General features: G+C 60.7%; 16 protein-coding genes. 12 read left to right on the top strand and 4 right to left on the bottom strand.

Translation table 11 applies throughout. From position 1 onward, the window contains the following. Positions 1–264: 264 nt before the first annotated feature. The 5 genes from PMI28_RS21965 (at position 265) to PMI28_RS21985 (ending at position 4,983) form a co-directional block, all read left to right on the top strand. Complete coding sequence (locus tag PMI28_RS21965) at positions 265–1,443, top strand: MFS transporter (protein WP_007983901.1); 1,179 nt, start codon at positions 265–267, stop codon at positions 1,441–1,443. Positions 1,444–1,603: 160 nt separating this feature from the next. After that, positions 1,604–2,311: an HPP family protein gene (locus PMI28_RS21970; protein WP_007983899.1), complete on the top strand. Its 708-nt coding sequence runs from the start codon at positions 1,604–1,606 to the stop codon at positions 2,309–2,311. Between the two features lie 97 nt (positions 2,312–2,408). After that, positions 2,409–3,881 carry a nucleobase:cation symporter-2 family protein gene (locus PMI28_RS21975; RefSeq protein WP_007983896.1) on the top strand — a complete coding sequence of 491 codons (1,473 nt, stop codon included), beginning with the start codon at positions 2,409–2,411 and terminating at the stop codon, positions 3,879–3,881. A 58-nt stretch (positions 3,882–3,939) separates the two neighbouring features. Then, positions 3,940–4,410: an LEA type 2 family protein gene (locus tag PMI28_RS21980; protein ID WP_007983894.1), complete on the top strand. Its 471-nt coding sequence runs from the start codon at positions 3,940–3,942 to the stop codon at positions 4,408–4,410. A 27-nt stretch (positions 4,411–4,437) separates the two neighbouring features. Next, entirely contained in the window at positions 4,438–4,983 is a 546-nt protein-coding gene (locus PMI28_RS21985; RefSeq protein ID WP_007983892.1) for a GNAT family N-acetyltransferase, read from the top strand. Positions 4,984–4,985: 2 nt separating this feature from the next. Here PMI28_RS21985 and PMI28_RS21990 read toward each other — a convergent pair whose 3' ends face one another. Further along, complete coding sequence (locus PMI28_RS21990) at positions 4,986–6,002, bottom strand: AraC family transcriptional regulator (protein ID WP_007983890.1); 1,017 nt, start codon at positions 6,000–6,002, stop codon at positions 4,986–4,988. A 259-nt stretch (positions 6,003–6,261) separates the two neighbouring features. Continuing rightward, on the bottom strand, positions 6,262–7,605 hold the full coding sequence (pssA, locus tag PMI28_RS21995) for a CDP-diacylglycerol--serine O-phosphatidyltransferase (protein ID WP_007983889.1): 1,344 nt from the start codon (positions 7,603–7,605) through the stop codon (positions 6,262–6,264). A gap of 217 nt (positions 7,606–7,822) precedes the next feature. On the opposite strand from pssA, the gene PMI28_RS22000 reads away from it, so the two are divergent. The 3 genes from PMI28_RS22000 to PMI28_RS22010 all read left to right on the top strand — a co-directional run bounded on the left by PMI28_RS22000 (position 7,823) and on the right by PMI28_RS22010 (position 9,883). Next, complete coding sequence (locus PMI28_RS22000; protein WP_033063146.1) at positions 7,823–8,386, top strand: TetR/AcrR family transcriptional regulator; 564 nt, start codon at positions 7,823–7,825, stop codon at positions 8,384–8,386. 56 nt (positions 8,387–8,442) lie between these two features. After that, positions 8,443–8,919 (top strand): nuclear transport factor 2 family protein, encoded by a 477-nt coding sequence (locus tag PMI28_RS22005; protein WP_007983885.1) that lies wholly within the window; start codon positions 8,443–8,445, stop codon positions 8,917–8,919. Positions 8,920–9,103: 184 nt separating this feature from the next. Beyond that, the gene (locus PMI28_RS22010; protein WP_007983883.1) at positions 9,104–9,883 is read left to right on the top strand and encodes a TSUP family transporter; all 780 of its coding nucleotides are present in this window, start codon (positions 9,104–9,106) and stop codon (positions 9,881–9,883) included. On the opposite strand, the gene nudC is transcribed toward PMI28_RS22010, so the two are convergent. Next, the gene (gene nudC / locus PMI28_RS22015; RefSeq protein WP_007983881.1) at positions 9,851–10,681 is read right to left on the bottom strand and encodes an NAD(+) diphosphatase; all 831 of its coding nucleotides are present in this window, start codon (positions 10,679–10,681) and stop codon (positions 9,851–9,853) included. The genes PMI28_RS22010 and nudC overlap by 33 nt on opposite strands. 6 nt (positions 10,682–10,687) lie before the next feature. Further along, positions 10,688–11,500: a crotonase/enoyl-CoA hydratase family protein gene (locus tag PMI28_RS22020; RefSeq protein WP_007983880.1), complete on the bottom strand. Its 813-nt coding sequence runs from the start codon at positions 11,498–11,500 to the stop codon at positions 10,688–10,690. 560 nt (positions 11,501–12,060) lie between these two features. On the opposite strand from PMI28_RS22020, the gene glgA reads away from it, so the two are divergent. Genes glgA through PMI28_RS22040 form a run of 4 tightly spaced genes read left to right on the top strand, consistent with a single transcriptional unit; the run spans position 12,061 to position 20,320 of the window. After that, positions 12,061–13,644 carry a glycogen synthase GlgA gene (glgA, locus tag PMI28_RS22025; RefSeq protein ID WP_007983879.1) on the top strand — a complete coding sequence of 528 codons (1,584 nt, stop codon included), beginning with the start codon at positions 12,061–12,063 and terminating at the stop codon, positions 13,642–13,644. 12 nt (positions 13,645–13,656) lie between these two features. Beyond that, positions 13,657–15,453 (top strand): malto-oligosyltrehalose trehalohydrolase, encoded by a 1,797-nt coding sequence (gene treZ, locus PMI28_RS22030; RefSeq protein WP_007983878.1) that lies wholly within the window; start codon positions 13,657–13,659, stop codon positions 15,451–15,453. After that, positions 15,450–17,528 (top strand): 4-alpha-glucanotransferase, encoded by a 2,079-nt coding sequence (gene malQ, locus PMI28_RS22035; protein WP_007983877.1) that lies wholly within the window; start codon positions 15,450–15,452, stop codon positions 17,526–17,528. Before treZ ends, malQ begins: the two co-directional genes overlap by 4 nt. Then, positions 17,525–20,320 carry a malto-oligosyltrehalose synthase gene (locus PMI28_RS22040; RefSeq protein ID WP_007983876.1) on the top strand — a complete coding sequence of 932 codons (2,796 nt, stop codon included), beginning with the start codon at positions 17,525–17,527 and terminating at the stop codon, positions 20,318–20,320. Before malQ ends, PMI28_RS22040 begins: the two co-directional genes overlap by 4 nt. The last annotated feature ends 6 nt before the right edge of the window (positions 20,321–20,326 follow it).

Below are 20,326 nucleotides of genomic sequence, written 5' to 3'. Positions count from 1 at the left end.
AGGCAGCGGTCATTATTTGCTTCACGGGTATTTCAGTTTATTTTCTGATCGCTCTCCCCAAAAGACTAGAGGGAATATTCCAGAAAAAAGGATAAAAAACGCAACTGACAATACATTAATAAATTGATCACTCTATTGATCGTGTAGAAAATAACGAACTGGAGCTTGCGTTCAAATATCGCGAATGCGCAGACAGAACGCAGGCTGCATCACCTGCTACAGTAGCGCCCACGTCACCCATCGAATAAGGACATTCCCTCCACTGTGGCCGCTTACTCCCCCCTCATCCGCCGCCTGCTGATCTGCTCGCTGACCATCGTCGTCAGCCGCGCCATCACCAGCCCGTTGCTTACACTGTTCGTCAGCGACAAGCTTGGCCTCAACCAACAGGACGTTGGGCTACTGCTCGGCATCGCCGTGTTCGTCGCCACCCTGCTCTCCCTGTATGGCGGCTACATCATCGATCGCTTCGAAAAACGCCGATTGCTTGTTCTCTCGATGGCGTCCAGCGCGATCGGCCTGGTGTTGCTGACCTTTGCCGAAAACCTCTACCTGACCACGATCACCTTGATCGTCACCGAAACCGCCTCATCGCTGTTCCTGATCGGTTCGAAAGCGATTCTCAGCGACAACCTTCCGGTGGGGCAGCGCGCCAAGGCGTTTTCCCTGAGTTATACGCTGACCAACATTGGCTACGCTGTCGGGCCGATGCTCGGTGTGCTGATTGCCGGTGCCTTTGCCAGCGCGCCGTTCCTGGTTGCAGCGGCCATCGCCTTTTTCAGTATTTTCTTGATGACCGGCATTCCCAGGGAGCCGGCCAATGCTCCGCCCGCCGGTCAGCCGCAGAGTTTTCTGAAAACCCTGATCACCTTGAAAAACGACCGCACCCTGATCCTGTTCACCGCTGGCTGCCTGCTCAGCACGGTGGTGCACGGGCGATTTACGTTTTACCTGTCGCAGTACCTGCTGGTGACCAGTAGTCCGCAACACACCATGGAAATCATGGCCGCCTTGCTCGCGTGCAACGCCATCAGTGTGATCTTGTTGCAGTACCAGATCGGGCGTTTTCTCAAACGCGAGCAACTGCGCCAATGGATTGTTGCCGGCACCGGCCTGTTCATCCTCGGGCTGATCGGCTTCAGCCTGGCGGACAGTCTGGTGAGCTGGTGCGTGGCGATGTTTATCTTCACCCTCGGTGAAATCATTATTTACCCGGCCGAGTTTCTCTTCGTCGACACCCTGGCTCCGGAAGAACTGCGCGGCAGCTACTACGGCGCACAAAACCTTGCGGCGCTGGGCGGCGCATTGAGCCCGGTGATTTGCGGCTTCATGTTGATGCACACCCCGGCACCGACGATGTTTTATGCCTTGAGTGCACTGGCTGCGCTGGGCGGTTTGCTGTGCTACCTAAGCGGCAGACGGGGTAATTTAAAGCAAAATTAATGCACTGAAAGCTCATTAATATGAATTTGTCAGTGCCTTGATTGAACGGCACACTGTGCCTGTTCCTCCCCCAACAGTTGGAACACCTTCAAGGGCTTTCTGGGTTTCCCAGCTAAGCCCTTTTTTTGCCTGGTTTTTTCCTGCCGGAGTTTTTCTCAGAATGCTTGCTCGCTGGTTGCCCGCTGCCATCAATACCCGCCCCACCGAATGGAGCCGCGCAGCCATCGGCATGGCCTTGGGGACACTGATGAGCGTGTGGCTCTGTAGCCAGGTATTCGGCAGCGAGGTAGCGCAGCACCTGATCGGCCCGCTGGGGGCGTCGGCGGTGCTGTTGTTTGCCGTGTCTTCGGGCGCGCTCGCCCAACCCTGGTCGATTCTGGGCGGCTACTTGAGTGCCGGGGTGATTGCGTTGCTGGTGGCCCATGTGCTGGGCCGAACCCTCGGTAGCGCTTGCCTCGCCGCCGGCATGACGTTGATCCTGATGTGCTGGCTGCGGTGCCTGCATCCACCGGCCGGTGCATTGGCCCTAACCCTGGTATTAGCCGATCCGGCGACCATTGCGATGGACTGGAAAGCCATTGGGCCGGTGATGCTCAGCGCTGCAACGATGCTGCTCTGTGCCCTGGCCTATAACAACCTGACCCGTGTTCGCTACCCCAAGCGTGCCAGCGAACCGGTGGCCAGGATTCCTGCCGATCACCCGCCGGTCGACCGCCAGGCCATCACCGCCGAAGACCTGAAACTGGCGTTGGCCGAGATGGAAGCGTTCTATGACGTCACGCCCGAGGACCTCGAACAGTTGATCCAGGCCAGCCAACTACACGCCAAACGCCGCAGCGTGGGCGAAGTGTTCGCCCCACGACTGTAAGTCGCTGTTTTGGAGGTTCTTTTGCCGTGGCCGGGCGGTTCTGGCATCCTGCGCCTCCATTTTCTGACCCGGCCCGCCTTCTGGCACGCAAACCACCATGACCGCCTCCGAAAAAGCCCCCGCTCCACGCCACAGCGACCTGATTTACGGCCTCGATGACCGGCCGCACCTGACCGCCACCGTCTTCGCCGCCCTGCAACACGTGTTGGCGAGTTTCGTCGGCATCATCACCCCGACGCTGATCATGGGCAGCGCCCTGGGCCTGCAAAGCGAAATTCCTTATCTGATCAGCATGGCGCTGTTCGTCTCCGGCCTGGGCACCTTCGTGCAGGCGCGGCGCTTTGGCCCGGTAGGCTCCGGCCTGCTGTGCCTGCAAGGCACCAGTTTCTCGTTCATCAGTGTGATTCTCAGTGCCGGCTTCATGGTCAAGGCCCGGGGCGGCGGCACCGATGAGATTCTCTCGACCATCTTCGGTGTGTGCTTTTTTGCCGCGTTCATTGAAGTGGTGTTGAGCCAGTTCATTGGCAAACTGCGCATGCTGATCACTCCAGTGGTGACCGGCACGATTATCACGCTGATGGGCTTGTCGCTGATCAAGGTCGCCATGACCGACATCGCCGGAGGCTTCGGCGCCCCGGACCTGGGTGCTGCCAGTCACCTGGCCCTCGCTGCGCTGGTGTTGGGAACCATCGTGGTGTTGAACCGGGTGGACGTGCCGTTTCTGCGCCTGGGGGCGATTGTCATCGGCCTGACCCTGGGTTACGTGGTGGCATGGCTCATGGGGCAGGTCGACTTCAACAGCCTGCCCGAAGTCCCGCTGATGAGCGTACCGGTACCGTTCAAGTACGGGTTCTCTTTCGATTGGGTGGCGTTCATTCCGGTCGCGGTGATTTTCCTGGTGTCGCCGCTGGAAGCCGCCGGTGACCTCACAGCCAACTCGATGATCTCCCGGCAACCGGTCAAAGGCCCGGTGTACATTCGCCGGATCAAGTCCGGCCTGCTCGCCGATGGCCTCAACTCGGCCATGGCCGCAGTGTTCAATAGCATGCCGATGGTGACCTTCGCCCAGAACAACGGGGTCATCCAGCTCACGGGCGTGGCCAGTCGCTACGTGGCGTTTTTCATTGCAGGATTGCTGGTGGTGCTGGGCCTGTTCCCGATGATCGGCGCGGTACTGCAACTGATGCCTAAACCGGTACTGGGCGGCGCGGAACTGGTGATGTTCGGCACCGTCGCCGTGGCCGGGATCAAGATTCTGGCCGAGGCCGGCCTGCATCGGCGAAACATGCTGATCGTGGCGATTTCCGTCGGCATGGGCCTGGGTGTGGCCGCCGTGCCGGAAGTCTTGCGTGAACTGCCCAAGGCCCTGCACAACATTTTCGAATCGCCCATCACCGTCGGCGCGCTGTGCGCTATCGTTCTTAATATCTTCCTGCCCGAGGAATTCATCGAACTGGAAGAGGATGAATTCGATCCAGAGGCCTCCGTGCTTCAGGTGATGCAGAACCCCGATGTGACTACCAGGAATGAACCCGCAAAGGCTGCGGTGGTCGCACAATCAAACCGCTAGACGGGCTCCAGGGCTGAGCCGCTGGCGGTTCAGCCTTTTTCCAGATGAGAGCACGTCCATGCACAGCGTCCACGCGGTCCTGATTTCCCTCCTGCTCTGCCTGGGCGCCTGTTCCTCGCTGCCCTATATGGACCCGGTGAAAATCAACGTCGTGGGTATCGAGCCCCTTCAAGGCGAGGGTATGGAAGTGCGTTTTGCTGTGAAAATCCGCGTGCAGAACCCCAATGACACCACCATCACCTACAACGGCATCGCGCTGGACCTGGACATCAACGGCCAGCCATTCGCTTCCGGCGTCAGCGATGAGGGTGGCTCGATCGGGCGTTTTTCCGACACCGTCGTGAGCGTGCCGGTCAGCGTTTCGGCGTTTTCGGTGATCCGCCAGACCTATGGCATCAGCCAAATGAAAAGGCTCAACAACATGCCTTATATCCTGCACGGCAAACTCTCGGGTGGCGTGTTCAACACGATGCGCTTCGTGGACAGTGGCACGCTCAACTTGCCTGGATCGACCACTGGCAAACGTTAACCGCCTGACTCAAGGAGCTACACCCCCATGGACGACACCCCCACGCTCTACACCGAGCGCCTGATCCTGCGCCCGCTGGAACTGGCGGACGCCGATGCAATCCAGCAACATTTCCCGCACTGGGAAGTGGTGCGCTACCTCAACGCCTTGGTGCCTTGGCCTTATCCGGCCGACGGTGCATTGACGTACCTGCGCGACAACGCCTTGCCAGCCATCGCCCGTGGCGAGGAATGGCACTGGTCGATCCGCCTGAAATCGGCCCCGGAGCAGTTGATCGGTAACATCAGCCTGATGAGCGAACAGGACAACAATCGCGGTTTCTGGCTCGGCCCGAAATGGCAGGGTCAGGGATTGATGACAGAAGCCAGCGCTGCAGTCACCGAGTACTGGTTCAACACGCTGGGGCGCATCGTGCTGCGGGTGCCAAAAGCGCTACCTAACATCGGCTCACGCAGACTCTCCGAACGCACGGGAATGCGCTTGATTCGCACGGACGAAGGCAGCTTTGTCAGCGGAAACTTCCCGTTGGAAGTCTGGGAAATCACTCGCGAAGAATGGTCATTGCGTCGCTGAACCTACTCGGTGTCATTGAGAATCAGGCTGCGGTAGTGCCCCGGATTGGAACCGGACCACTTGCGAAATGCCTTGTAGAACGAACTGACGTCCGCGAACCCAAGCCGCGTGGCGATTTCGCTGAAGCCGATCGCCGGCTCGGCCAGCCAGACAATCGCCAGTTCCTTGCGCACGCTGTCCTTGAGACCTTGATAGGTTTGCCCTTCTTCGGCCAGACGGCGGCGCAAGGTTGAAGCCGACATGCACAGACCTTGCGCCAGGGCTTCGGTTTCCGGCCAGTGTTCTGCCGGCAGGTGACGTAGATCATATTTGATCCGACTGGCCAGGCTCTGCGGATCGCGGTATTTGACCAGGATGTTCGCCGGCGCATGGGCCAGGAATCGCTTGAGTTCTTCAGGGCTGCGCTTGATGGGCAGGTCCAGGCAATCGGCGGAGAAAATCATCCGTGTGCGCGGGCGGTCAAAGCGCAGGTTCTCGGAAAACATCACCTGATAGTCATCGCAGAAATCCGGTTTCGAACAGCGCAGTTCGATGGCCAGGATCGGAATCCGTCGCCCTGCCAGCCAGCAGGCAACGCCGTGGACGATCATCCAGTAGGTGAAATAGGTGAAGGCCCGGCGCGGGTCTTTGTCGTCTTCCAGCAGGACAATTTCCGCCAGGCTTTGCTGGCGCACCAACTGCGCCGGCAAGTGTTCGAGGATCAACGACAGAAACGCCAGGCCACTGGTCAGTCCCGCCGCCACGTTGGGCTGGAGCATGGCGCTGCGGCACAGAAACGCAAAGCTGCCGGATTTGAGCTTGCGTGGGTCCATGCCAAAAAACTCGTCATCCCCGCGCCATGCCAGCAAGCGCCACAGACGCGCATAAGCAGTGGCCGGCACGCGGGCGTCGGTGTTGCCCAACAGCTGTGGGTCGATGCCAACCTTGTTCAACACCTCTTGCGTGGCGATTCCCGGCGCGCAGCTTTGCAACAGTGCTTCACGCACCAGTTGAATGGAGATGGTGTCTTTTTCCGACATGGATCGCGGCAAGCCCTGTTCTTGTTCGAGTGGGGGGCATATTAGCTGAAACCGCTACCTCAACGCAGATCCCTTGTGGGAGCGGGCTTGCTCGCGAAAGCAGTGTGCCTGTCGTTGATGTACTGAAAGTGAAAACGCCTTCGCGAGCAAGCCCGCTCCCACAGGTTATTCAGCGAACACAGAGTTTGTGTACGACAAAGATCCCTGTGGGAGCGGGCTTGCCCGCGAAGGCGTCAGTCGCCGCAGGCTGCGATCTTTTTCAGAGGATGCGGTAGAGCAACCGCTCGATCCGCACACGGCTCACGCGCTTGAGGAACTTGGCGACGCCCACCGGATATTCGGCGAGGGTTTCCAGGTTCTGGAAGTGCTCGATTCGCCGGGTGTGCTGGAAGATCTCCGCCAGCTCTTTGCCACGCGGCTCCAGCAGTTCGCCATGGGGATCATCGATCAACAAGGCGTTTTCCAGATCGAGTCGAAACGCCCGCGGATTGAGGTTGTTGCCGGTCAGCAAGGTATAGCGCCGGTCGATCCACATGCCCTTGAGGTGATAGGTGTTGTCGCCATCACGCCACAGGTGCAGGTTCAACTGCCCGCTGTCGATGTGGCGCTGATGACGCTTGGCAAACCGGCGCAAGCTGATTTCGTACAGGTATGGCAGCGCCGATATGACCCGGAATGGTTCGCTCGGCGGAATGTAGAAGTCGTTGGCGGTCTTGTCGCCGACCACGATGTCGATCTTCACCCCACGGGCCAGCGCGCGGTTGATCTCGCGGATGATCGCCAGCGGCAGGTTGAAATACGGTGTGCAAATGGTCAGTTGCTGCTGGGCGCTGGCGATCAGTTCGCAGATCACCCGGTTCAGCGGATTGTTCTTGCCGACGCCGAGCAGCGGGCTGACGGACAAACCGGTCCTGTCGGTGGTGCCCCGCGTGGTGTCGTACGCCGCGTGCTTGAGGCGGCTGCGCAGGTCACCGATGTCGTTGCGCAGGCTGCGGGTCGTCGGCAGGTTCGGCAGGTCGAGGCGGTGCACCGCTTTGGAGGGCAGCAGACCGTGCTGCACCAGGTGCTGCATCGAATCGGCCAGTTCGCGATTGTGCAGCAGGTGATAGCGGTCGTAGCGGTACTTGTCGAACTTGTGCAGATAGACGTTGTTCAGGCTCGCGCCGCTGTAGATCACGCAGTCATCGATCACGAAGCCTTTAAGGTGCAACACACCGAACAGTTCGCGGGTTTGCACCGGGACGCCGTAGACCGGCACAACACTTTCATGGGTGCGGGTCATTTCCTGATACCAGGCGGAGTTGCCCGCCTGCTTGCCGGCACCGATCAACCCGCGCTGGGCGCGCAGCCAGTCGACGACCACCACCACGTCCAGTTCCGGACGCGCCAGTTTGGCCGCGTGCAAGGCATCGAGAATTTCCTGGCCGGCTTCATCCTGTTGCAGGTACAGCGCAACGATGTAAATGCGCCGGGTCGCGCTGGCGATTTTCTCCAGCAGGCAACGACGGAATTCGGCAGCGCCGGAGAGGATGCTGACGGCATCGGGCGTCAGCGGAAAACTGCGCAGCTTGGGCAGCAGGGAGCGTTTGAAAAGCAACGGCATAGGGCTCGCAATGGGTCGAATCCGAAGAGGTTGAGAGCTTACACCATCGATAGCTTTGGGTCTTGTTACTGTCTGTAATGCCCTCTTCGCGAGCAAGCCCGCTCCCACAGGGGAACGTAATTCAAATGTGGGAGCGGGCTTGCTCGCGAAGACCATTTATCAGGCACTACAAAAATATCGATTGACCAAGGAGAACGATCATTCTACTGTTAGCCACATGAACGAAATCACTAGCAATGACACACGCGACATTATTCTGGATGTCACCGAAAAGTTGATCTACAAAAGTGGCATTGCCGCCACTGGCATGGATCTCCTGGTGAAAACCGCCGGTGTCTCCAGAAAAAGCATTTACCGCTACTTCGCCAACAAGGACGACCTGGTGGTGGCCGCCCTGCAACGGCGGGACCAGCGCTGGATGCATTGGTACCGAACCGAAGTCAACCAGGCACAAACCCCGGCCGCGCGGCTGCTCAACCTGTTTACCGTACTTCAAACGTGGTTCGCCTCCGAAGGCTTCCGCGGCTGCGCCTTCATCAACACCAGTGGCGAAACCGGCGACCCGCAAGACCCGGTGCGCCTGGTTGCCAAAGAACATAAACAGAAACTGCTCGACTACGTGTGCGAGCTGTGTACCGAACATGGTGCCGAGGATCCGCAGATGCTGGCCAGACAGCTGCTGATCCTGATCGATGGTGCCATTACCGTGGCGCTTGTAACGGGTGATCACAGTGCCGCCGATAATGCGCAATGCATGGCGCGAAAGTTATTGGACCTGTAGCAACTCAATCAAGCTCGACAATATGTTTGAACATCAACTTGATACGGAGACTTTAAATGTCTAATGCCGAAATTCGTCCGCCATTGCCCCCTTTCACCCGTGAATCGGCCATCGAGAAAGTTCGCCTGGCTGAAGACGGCTGGAACTCCCGCGACCCGGAGCGCGTGTCCCTGGCCTACACCCTGGACACCCAATGGCGCAATCGCGCCGAGTTCGCCCACAACCGCGAAGAAGCCAAAGGTTTCCTGACCCGCAAATGGGCCAAGGAGCTGGATTATCGGCTGATCAAGGAACTCTGGGCATTCACCGACAACCGTATCGCCGTGCGTTATGCCTATGAATGGCACGACGACTCGGGCAACTGGTTCCGCTCCTACGGCAACGAAAACTGGGAGTTCAACGAGGACGGCCTGATGGCCCGCCGCTTCGCTTGCATCAATGACATGCCGATCAAGGAAAGCGAGCGCAAGTTCCACTGGCCGTTGGGGCGTCGGCCAGACGATCATCCGAGCCTGTCGGATCTTGGCCTGTAAACACTGATCCAAAATGTGGGAGTGGGCTTGCTCGCGAAAGCGGTGTGTCAGCCAGCATTTATGCTGGATCTGACGGCCCCTTCGCGAGCAAGCCCGCTCCCACATTGGTTTTGTGTTGTGCAGGTGGTTAAGATGCTGCCCTTCCCCGCAGCCTCTTTCTTCACCCGCCGAATAAGCCGATCCCATGCCTTTCGAACTCAGCGTTGACCTCTCCACCCTGGCCATCCTGGCCCTTGTCGCTTTTGTTGCCGGCTTCATCGACGCCATTGCCGGTGGCGGTGGTCTGTTGACCACCCCCGCCTTGCTCACGGCCGGCCTGCCGCCGCACCTGGTGCTGGGCACCAACAAACTCAGTTCGACCTTCGGCTCGGCCGTCGCCAGCTTCACCTTCTACCGACGCAAACTGTTCCATCCCGCGCAATGGGTGCATGCCATCGTCGGCACCCTGGTCGGCGCGCTGACCGGCGCCGTGGTCGCGCATTACCTGCCGGCGGAATGGCTGAACAAAATGCTGCCGGTGATCGTCTTCGCCTGCGGCGTTTATCTTTTGTTTGGCGGCACGCCGAAAGCGCCGCTGGACAGCAACGCACCGATCAAGAAAAAGTGGCAGTCGACCCAAGGCTTCAGCCTCGGCTTCTATGACGGCGTGGCCGGTCCCGGTACGGGCGCGTTCTGGACCGTGAGCAGCCTGCTGCTCTACCCCATCGACCTGGTGAAGGCCAGCGGTGTGGCGCGCAGCATGAACTTCGTCAGTAACGCAGCGGCGCTGTCGATCTTCATCTTTTCCGGTCAGGTGGACTGGATCATCGGTCTGTGCATGGGCTCATCGTTGATGGTCGGCGCCTTCTTCGGCGCCCGCACCGCCATCAGCGGCGGTGCGAAATTCATTCGTCCGGTGTTCATCACCGTGGTGTTGGGCCTGACCGTGCGCCTAGCCTGGCAGCACTGGTTCAGCGTGGCCTAAACGCCGCGCCACATAGACGTCGATCAGGTAACGGGCAATCGAGCGTGACGCCGGCAACGGCGGCAGGTCGCGAACGTTGAACCACTGGGCGTCTTCGATCTCGTCCTCCTGGCAGACGATCTCGCCACCGGCGTATTCGGCATGAAAACCGAGCATCATCGAATGCGGGAACGGCCAGCACTGGCTGCCCAGGTACTGGATGTTCCTGACCTCGATGCTCACCTCTTCACGGACCTCGCGAATCAGGCAGTCCTCGGCCGATTCACCCGGCTCGGCAAACCCGGCCAGGGTGCTATAGACACCCGGCACGAAGCGCGGCGAACGCCCCAGCAGAATCTCATCGCCGCGAGTCACCAGCACGATCATGCTCGGTGAGATTCGCGGGTAATAGCGCAAGTCACAGGGTTCGCAGTACATCGCCCGTTCACGCACCACCTGATGGGTCACCTGCCCGCAATTGCCACAAAAGCGGTGTTCGCGGGCCCAGGTGCCGATCTGTGCGGCGTAACCGAGTACCTTGTAGACCGTGTGATCGCCTTCCAGCATGAACGCCCGCAGGCCTTTCCAGTTGCAACCCGGCACTTCGCTGTGATTGCGCAGTTCCAGGAGGTAGACCGGCTCGCCATCCAGATGACCGATGCCATGCTCAGCGAGGATCGACAGGTCCTGACGCTTTAACCATTCGCGCGGAAAAAGAGCGCCATTGTCATCGAACAGAAAGCCTTCGGGGCTGCGCGCAACGGCCCAGCCTCCGGGTTGGTCGGTGTCCAGTACTGCGGTGGTCCAGCGAGGAATCATGGTTAATCAATCCAGAAATTCGGGTTTCTGTTTGCTCATATGGGCGGCCATGGCCACGCGCAGATCGGTGGATTGCAGCATGGCGGCGTTCCAGGTAGCGACGTATTCAAGGCCGTCATCGATGCGATGGTCACGCATGTAACTGATCATCTCTTTGGTGCCGGTGACGGCGATCGGCGACTTGCTGGCGATTTCACGGGCAATGCCCATGACGCCGTCAAGCAGGCTGGCGTTGTCGCTGTAGACGCGATTGACCAGGCCCATGCCCTGCGCTTCGTCGGCACCGAACGTGCGACCAGTGTAAGCCAGTTCGCGCAGCATGCCGTCACCGATGATCCGCGGCAAGCGTTGCAATGTGCCGACGTCGGCGGCCATGCCGATGTCGATTTCCTTGATCGAAAATTGTGCGTCCCCGGCGGCATAACGCATGTCGCACGCGGCAATCAGGTCGATGGCGCCACCCAGGCAGTAACCCTGAATGGCCGCAAGCACCGGTTTGCGGCAGTTATCGACCGCGTTGAACGACGCTTGCAGGCTAAGGATCTTGCGCCGCAACAGGCGCGCATTGCGCCCCACGTCCTTGCCCAATTCATTGGCCACACCGGCCAGCATCATCAGGTCGATACCCGAGGAAAAATGCTTGCCTGCCCCGCTGAGGACCACCACGCGCACTTCATCGGTGTCGTCGATCCACTGGAAGATCTCGACGATCTCGCTCCAGAACGCAGCGTTCATCGAGTTGATCTTCTCCGGACGGTTGATCTGCACATGGGCGATTTTATCGACCAGTTCGACGTTGAACGCGCTGTACTGAGACATGCCAGTGATCCTTTTGCGGGCAAAAATGAGACCCGAACTATAACAAGGCACCAAGGTGGGCTGTAAGGCAGTGGTTCGGCCAAATGCGGGACTTGCCAAGCGCGCACCACAACAGTGCAAAGCCCGCAAAACGCGTCGCACATTTATGTGACTGCCCAGTGACTTTTTGAGGCAAAAACGCAAAAAAACCTGCACTTCGTCGGGGAGTTTGCACCTCGAACAGGCACGTCCGTACCGCTACAAACCGATTGTCGAACAATTTTGCCATCTGGCCTTTACCGCTCTAAGTTCTGGCCTAGACTCATTTTCTCAAGACGAAACCGATCGGTCACAAAGTGGAAAAATAGTCGAAACTTTTTCCAATCCCGATCGGTCATCTGAAAAGAAGGTGCGTTGCGACTGGTGCAATCTTTGCAATGGCTCATTCACCCCTTTTGCTTCGACGCATTGGGCAGCGCTTGCTCAATGATGCGTAGCGCGTTTGCGCCCGGCCACGGGAATTGGCCGTGAAACACCGTTTGCCAGACCTAAGAATTAGATCAACAACACGGGAGATTCATATGATCAGTACGGCTTTGGAAATACAGGGAGAGCGTGCTCATCAGATCGGCGAGTCGAGCGCCGTAACTGCCGCAAACACCCAACCCGTCAGCGTTCCTGGCACCAGGACGCCGGCCCCGGTAGCCAAGCAGAATCCGAACCGTAAAAAAGTGTTGTTCGTCACCTCGGAAATTGCCGATCTGGTGAAAACCGGTGGCCTGGGCGACGTTTCCGCGGCGCTGCCACGGGCCATGGCCCATCTGCACGATGTGCGGGTGCTGATCCCGGGTTACCCGCAGGTACTGCACAGCGAGAACCCCATTCATATCATCGGTGAGCTCGGCGGTCATGCCGCGTTGCCACCGTGCAAGATCGGGCGCATGGACATGCCCGACGGTCTGGTCATTTACGTGTTGATCTGCCCCGAACTCTACGAGCGCGAAGGTTCGCCCTACGGCGCCAACAACGGCCGCGACTGGCCGGACAACCATATCCGTTTCGCCCGCCTCGGCCTGGCAGCTGCCGATATTGCTGCCAACCTCGCGCAAATCCACTGGTGCCCGGATCTGGTGCACGCCCACGACTGGCCGGCTGGCCTGGCCCCGGCCTACATGCACTGGCGTGGGCAGCGCACGCCGACGCTATTCACCATTCACAACCTGGCCTATCAAGGCGTGATCAGCCTGGGCTCGTGCCCCGAACTGGGCATTCCCCATCACGCGCTGCAACAGGAAGGCATGGAGTTCTACGGCAAGATGTCGTTCCTCAAGGCCGGCATGGCCTACTCGAGCCACATCACCACGGTCAGTGCGACCTACGCCCAGGAAATCACCACCCCGGACTTCGGCTGCGGCCTCGACGGTTTTCTCGCCGCCAAGACCCAGCAAGGCCTGCTCAGCGGAATTCCCAACGGCATCGATGAAAGCTGGGATGCGGCGACCGACCCGCACCTGTTCTGCCCGTTCGAAATCGGCGACTGGGATGGCAAGGCCGTGAACGCCGCCCATGTCCGGGAGCTGTTCGGCCTGCAAGATTCCGAAGGACCGCTGTTCGCCGTGGTTTCGCGTCTGGTCTACCAGAAAGGCCTGGACCTCACCGAAGCGGTCTCCGAGTACATCGTCAAATCCGGCGGCCAGATTGCGATCATCGGTCGTGGCGAACCGGAAGAAGAACAGTCAATGCGCGAACTGGCTTTGCGTTTCCCGGGGCAAATCGGCGTGCGCATCGGCTTCAACGAAACCGACGCCCGGCGCATGTTCGCTGGCAGCGATTTCCTGCTGATGCCTTCGCGTTACGAGCCGTGCGGCCTGAGCCAGATGTACGCCCAGCGCTTCGGTTCGTTGCCGGTGGCGCGCAATACCGGTGGCCTGGCCGACACCATCGAAAACGGCGTGACCGGTTTCCTGTTCGATGAATCCACCGTGCAGAGCTACCAGGAAGCCCTGAGCCGTGCCTTCAAGGTGTTCGCCTTCCCCGACCTGCTGCATGCCATGCGCTGCCGGGCCATGGCAGCGCCGTTCAACTGGTGCAAGGCGGTCGAACCCTACGCCGAACTCTACGAACAGCTTGTGGCGAAAGCGCTGGGGAAATCGCACAAACAGTAAGAGGCTTGCAAGATGCCGTTACGGACCCTTGAGACCTGGCCCCACGGCGCAATCATGCTGGATGCCGAGCACACGCGATTCGCGTTGTGGGCGCCAGATGCGTTTTACGTCAGTGTCGAACTGGAAAATGGACAGTCCTTGCCGTTGCTGCCCCAGGCCGACGGCTGGTTCGTGAGCAACACCCGCTGCCCGGCAGGCACGCGTTACCGCTACAGCATCGATGGTGAGCTGGAGGTGCCCGACCCTGCCTCCCGCGCTCAGGCCGGCGATATCGACCGGCACAGTGTGGTGGTCGATCCGCTGGCCTATACGTGGCAACACAGTACATGGCTGGGACGGCCGTGGAACGAGGCGGTGATCTACGAGTTGCACGTCGGTGCGCTCGGCGGCTTCAGTGCCGTCGAGACGCACCTGGCGCGGCTGGTCGAACTGGGCGTCACCGCGATCGAACTGATGCCCATCGCGCAGTTTCCCGGTGAGCGTAATTGGGGTTATGACGGCGTCCTGCCCTACGCACCCCAGGCTTCATACGGCTCACCCGAGCAGCTCAAGCACTTGATCGACACCGCCCACGGCCACGGCCTGGCGGTGATTCTCGACGTGGTCTACAACCACTTCGGTCCGGATGGCAATTACCTGCATCGTTATGCCAAGGGTTTCTTCCGCGAAGACCAACACACCCCGTGGGGCGCCGCCATCGACTTCCGGCGCCGCGAAGTACGGGATTTCTTCATCGAAAACGCCTTGATGTGGCTGCTGGAATACCGCTTCGACGGTTTACGCCTGGACGCGGTGCACGCCATCGAAGACCCGGATTTCCTCCAGGAACTGGCACGACGGGTACGCCAGCAGACAGGACCGGCGCGGCATGTCTGGCTGATGGTGGAGAACGAACACAACCAGGCCAGCCTGCTCGAACAGGGTTACGACGGGCAATGGAATGACGACGGCCACAACGCCTTGCATGTATTGCTGACAGGCGAAACCGAAGCCTATTACGCCGACTACGCGCAAAGCCCCACCGAACAACTGGCGCGCTGCCTGAGCCAGGGTTTCGCGTTCCAGGGCCATCTCAACCGCCATGGTGTAGTGCGCGGTGAACCCAGCGGGCATTTGCCGCCCGGCGCATTCATCCTGTTTTTGCAGAATCATGATCAGATCGGCAACCGGGCCTTCGGCGAACGCCTGCATCAACTCGCCCATCCGCAAGCGCTGCGGGCCGCCACGGTGTTACTGCTGTTGTCGCCGATGATTCCGCTGCTGTTCATGGGCGACGAGTTTGCCGTCGAACAACCCTTCCTGTTTTTCACCAGCCATCATGGTGAACTGGCGAAGCGGGTACGCGACGGCCGGCGCAATGAGTTCGCTGCGTTCAGCACGTTTGCGGACCCTAACCTGCGCGAACACATTCCGGACCCGAATGACCCGCAGACGTTTGCAGCGTCCCGCCCCGTCCTGCCATCGACCGGCCATTGCGAGATGCACGACCTGTATTGCCGACTGTTGCAGATTCGTCACCGGCACATCATCCCGCGCCTGCCGGGCGCCCAGGCACTGGGCAGCGACGTACTGGGCGAAGGCGCGGTCAGCGCAGCCTGGCGTTTGGGCGATGGCAGCCAACTGCGCATTGACCTGAACCTCAGCGACAGGCCCGTAGTCCACACCTCACAGTCCGGTGCCGCGCAGTTGTTCGAATACCCGCCACAGAGCACCGACCTGCTGGCCCAAGGCACCCTTGCCCCGTATTGCGCGCTCGTCAGCCTCGCCGCCGCAGCCCCCCTTGCTACCTCGTATGGAGAGCGTCCATGAGTGATGCGCAACTGGAAATCCTGGCCAGCCGTGCCGGCCTCGCGGTCGACTGGATCGACGCCAACGGTCGCCCGCAAAAAGTCCCGCCTTCAGTGTTGCGCAATGTGCTGACCGGCCTTGGTCACCCGGCCGGCAGTGCCCAGGAAATCGACGCCAGCCTGCTGGAATTGCAGGCGGCGCAACAAACGCACCGCTTGCCGCCTTTGATCACCGCCGATGTGGGAGTGGGCCTGGATCTGTCACGTTACTTCGAGCCTGAAACCCCTTGCGACATCCACCTCGAAGACGGTTCGCGGCTCGACCTGAAACTGGACGCCAACGCCGCGTTGCCGGGGCTGATACCGGTCGGCTATCAACAGGTCAACATCGACGGACAAACCTTCACCCTGGCAGTGGCCCCGGCCCGTTGCTACAGCGTGGCCGATGCCGTGGATAATCCGATCCCGCGCGCCTGGGGCCTGAGCGTGCAGTTGTATGGATTGCGCCGCCCCGGCGATGGCGGATTTGGTGACACCCAGGCACTGGAAGACCTCGCCCGGGTGGCCGGTGAGCGTGGTGCCGAGGCGCTGGCGATCAGCCCGCTGCATGCGATGTTTTCCAGTGACACCCGGCGCTACAGTCCGTATTCGCCGTCCAGCCGCTTGTTTCTCAACAGCCTTTACTGCGCCCCCGGCACCATTCTCGGCGAACGCGCACTGCGTACCGCCATTGATGCAACCGGACTGGCAAAAGAACTCAAGGAGTTGGAAGAGCGTCCGTTGATTGACTGGCCGGCCGCCGCCGAAGCCAAGCATCGGTTGTTGCAATCGCTGTACGAGGGTTTCGTCCACGGCGAACACCCGTTGCACGAAGACTTCAGCAGTTTTCGTCACGCCGCTGGTGAAGCACTGGAAAACCACTGCCGCTTCGAAGCCATCCAGGAGGCTCGCGCCGCCCGCGGTGAACACCTCGACTGGCGGCAGTGGCCCGAACCCTGGCGCAACCCGCGCAGCGCCGAACTGGCGGCATTTGCCGAAGAGAATGCCGAACGCATCGGCTTCTTCGCCTTCTGTCAGTGGCTGATCACCCGCTGCCTGGAGCGCGCGCAAACCGCCGCCCGCGCCAGCGGCATGAGTATCGGCCTGATCGCCGACCTGGCCGTCGGCGCCGATGGCGGCGGCAGCCAGGCCTGGAGCCGGCAGGACGAACTGCTTGCCTCACTCACCGTCGGTGCGCCACCGGACATTCTCAACCGCAGTGGCCAGGGCTGGGGGATTTCCGCGTTCTCCCCTGAAGGCCTGGTGCGCAATGGCTTCCGGGCCTTCATCGAAATGCTGCGGGCGAATTTCGCCCACTCCGGTGGCTTGCGCATCGATCACGTCATGGGCTTGCAGCGTTTGTGGGTGATCCCCAACGGCTCGCCACCGGCCGACGGTGCTTATCTGTATTACCCGGTGGACGATCTGCTGCGTCTGTTGACCCTGGAATCCCATCGCCATCAAGCTATCGTCCTCGGCGAAGACCTCGGCACCGTGCCGGACGGCCTGCGGGAAAAACTCATCGCCCGTTCGATACTCGGCATGCGGGTACTGCTGTTCGAACAGGACAACACGCACTTCAAACCCATCCTTGACTGGCCGGACAACGCCCTGGCGACCACCAGCACCCATGACCTGCCCACCCTCAACGGCTGGTGGCATGGCCGCGATATCGACTGGAACGCCCGGCTCGGCCTGGTCGATGCCAGCGCTGAAATCGAATGGCGCCAGCACCGTGAACGTGAGCGCGAAGGCCTGCGCCGGGCGTTGAGCCAGGACCCGCAAAACTTTCGCGAAGAGTCCCACGAAACCGACCAGGTGCTCGATGCCAGCGTGCGTTTTCTCGGTCATACCCGGGCGCCACTGGTGCTGCTGCCGCTGGAAGATGCGCTTGGCGTGGAACAACAGGCCAATCTGCCCGGCACGATCGATACCCACCCCAACTGGTCGCGGCGCTTGCCCGGTTACAGCGAAGCCCTGCTCGATGGACCGGATGCGGCACGACGTCTGGAACTGCTCGCCTGTGCACGACTGCAGGCGGCCGAGCGTGATCGATGACTCAAGTGCTGACCCGCCCGCTGCGCGCCACTTTGCGGCTGCAATTTCATAAAGGCTTCACGCTGGAAGATGCGGTGCCACTGGTGCCGTATTTCGCCCGCCTCGGCATCAGCCATGTCTATGCCTCCCCGCTGTTGCGCGCCCGCGCCGGGTCGATGCATGGCTATGACGTGGTGGACCCGACCAGGGTCAACCCGGAACTGGGTGGTGAGGCGGCGCTGCGCAGTCTGGTCAGCGCCTTGCACGGGCAGAACATGGGCTTGATCCTCGACATCGTCTCCAACCACATGGCGGTCGGCGGCAGTGATAATCCCTGGTGGCTGGATTTGTTGGAGTGGGGGCGCCTGAGCCCCTATGGCGAGTTTTTCGATATCCAGTGGCACTCCCCCGATCCGTTGATGGAAGGCCAGTTGCTCCTGCCATTTCTGAGCAGCGACTACGGCGTCGCGTTGCAGGACGGCACCCTGCCCTTGCGATTCGATGCCTGGCACGGCACGTTCCATGTCGAGCACTACGAACACCGCTTTCCCATTTGCCCAAGCGATTACGGCGAATTGCTCAGGGTCGATGCACCGCTTGATGCGCAACAGGCCGAACAACTCAAGAACCTTGCCGATCGCTTCAGCACTTTGAGCTACCAGACCGATGCCCACAGCCTGGCCATGCCGCTGAAAGCAGAACTGCGCGATCTGGTCAGCGATCCGCTCATTGCTCAAGCCATCGAGCAACACTTGAAAAACTACGACTCACACACCGGCGAAGGCTTGCGGCGCCTGCACAACCTGCTGGAACGCCAGAGCTATCGCCTCGCCAGTTGGCGCACCGCCGCCGATGACATCAACTGGCGACGCTTCTTTGATATCAATGAACTCGGTGGTCTGCGCGTCGAGCGCCCGGCGGTGTTCGAAGCCACCCACGCGAAGATCTTCCAACTGGTGGCGCAAGGGCTGATCGACGGGTTGCGCATCGACCATATCGACGGCCTCGCCGACCCGCGGGGCTACTGCCGCAAACTGCGCCGTCGGGTGGACAGCCTGTCAGCGGGCCGCCACTTGCCCATCTATGTCGAGAAGATCCTCGGCGAACGCGAAACCCTGCATCGCGACTGGTCGGTGGACGGCAGCACCGGTTACGAATTCATGAACCAGTTGTCACTGCTGCAACACGACCCACGGGGCGCGCAGACACTGGCCAGACTCTGGCAGAGTCACAGCGAGCGGCCCGCCGATTTCTCCCGGGAAGCACAACTGGCCCGCCAGCAAATCCTCAACGGTTCCCTGGCCGGGGATTTCGAAAGCGTCGCCCAAGCCTTGCTGCAAGTGGCCCGGGACAATCTCATGACCCGCGACCTGACCCTCGGCGCCATTCGCCGGGCCTTGCAGGCGCTGATCGTGCACTTCCCGGTGTACCGCACCTACATCAGCGCCCTTGGCCGTTCGGCCCAAGACGAGGTGTTTTTCCGGCAGGCCATGGACGGCGCCCGTCAAACCCTGGGCGAGGCAGACTGGCCGGTGCTCGACTGCCTGGCCGGCTGGCTCGGCGGTGAGCCCTGGCGGCAGCGCCCGGCCGGTCGCCAGCGCAAACGCCTCAAGCACGCCTGCGTACGTTTCCAGCAACTGACCTCGCCGGCAGCGGCGAAAGCGGTGGAAGACACTGCGTTCTATCGTTCGGCAGTCCTGCTCTCGCGCAATGACGTGGGCTTCAACACCGAACAGTTCAGCGCAGCGGTCGCCGACTTTCATCAGGCCTGCATCGAGCGCCTCGAAACCTTCCCGGACAACCTGCTGGCCAGCGCCACCCACGACCACAAGCGTGGCGAGGATTCACGGGCGCGGCTGGCGGTACTGAGTGAACGCAGTACCTGGTATGCCGACCAGATCGGCCTGTGGCGCGCCCTCGCCCGGCCACTGCGCGATGACGATCAAGTGCCGTCGGCGGGCGATGAGTTGATTCTGTATCAAACGATCCTCGGCAGTTGGCCGCTGGAGCTGGATATCGATAACCCGCCGGCGCTCGAGGATTACGCCAAACGCCTCTGGCAGTGGCAACGCAAGGCCCTGCGCGAAGCCAAACTGCAAAGCAGCTGGAGCGCGCCCAATGACCCTTACGAGCAAGCGACCGAAGATTTCATCCGGCGCCTGTTGCTCAGCCCAGAAGGTGAGCTGTTGCGCACCGCCCTCGCCAAGGCTGCCCGATCGATTGCCGTTCCCGGCGCGCTCAACGGATTGGCGCAAACCTTGCTGCGCATGACCGTGCCCGGCGTGCCGGACCTTTATCAGGGCAACGATTTCTGGGACTTCAGCCTGGTCGATCCGGACAACCGTCGCCCGGTGGATTACACCCGCCGCCAGCAGGCGATGCAACCACCGGTTGATCCAGCTGACCTGCTGGCGAACTGGCGTGACGGGCGGATCAAGCAAGCCTTGATTGCGCGCACCTTGAACCTGCGTGCCGAGCATGCCGAGCTGTTTCGGCGTGGCACTTACCAGGCCTTGGAAGTGGTGGGCAGCGAGGCCCATCGAGTGCTGGGTTTTGTCCGTGAACGGGGGGGAAAACGCGCCATCGTGATTGTGCCGATACGGTGTGCCGAACTGCAGGAAAACAGTGCCAATCCACAGATCCACGCGCCGCTGTGGGGCGATACCCGGGTCAAATTGCCGTTCACCGTCCCTGACGAGCATCTGCAGGGACTTTTTTCCGGCATCACAGTCACAAAACACAGGGAACTGCCGGTCTGCGCCGCGCTGGGGGATTTCCCGGTCAATCTGATTATTCAAACAACCCACACTTGAGTTCAG

This window comes from Pseudomonas sp. GM48, from assembly GCF_000282335.1.
In the GTDB taxonomy this organism is placed as follows: domain Bacteria; phylum Pseudomonadota; class Gammaproteobacteria; order Pseudomonadales; family Pseudomonadaceae; genus Aquipseudomonas.
This window is presented reverse-complemented; position numbering and strand designations above follow the sequence as displayed.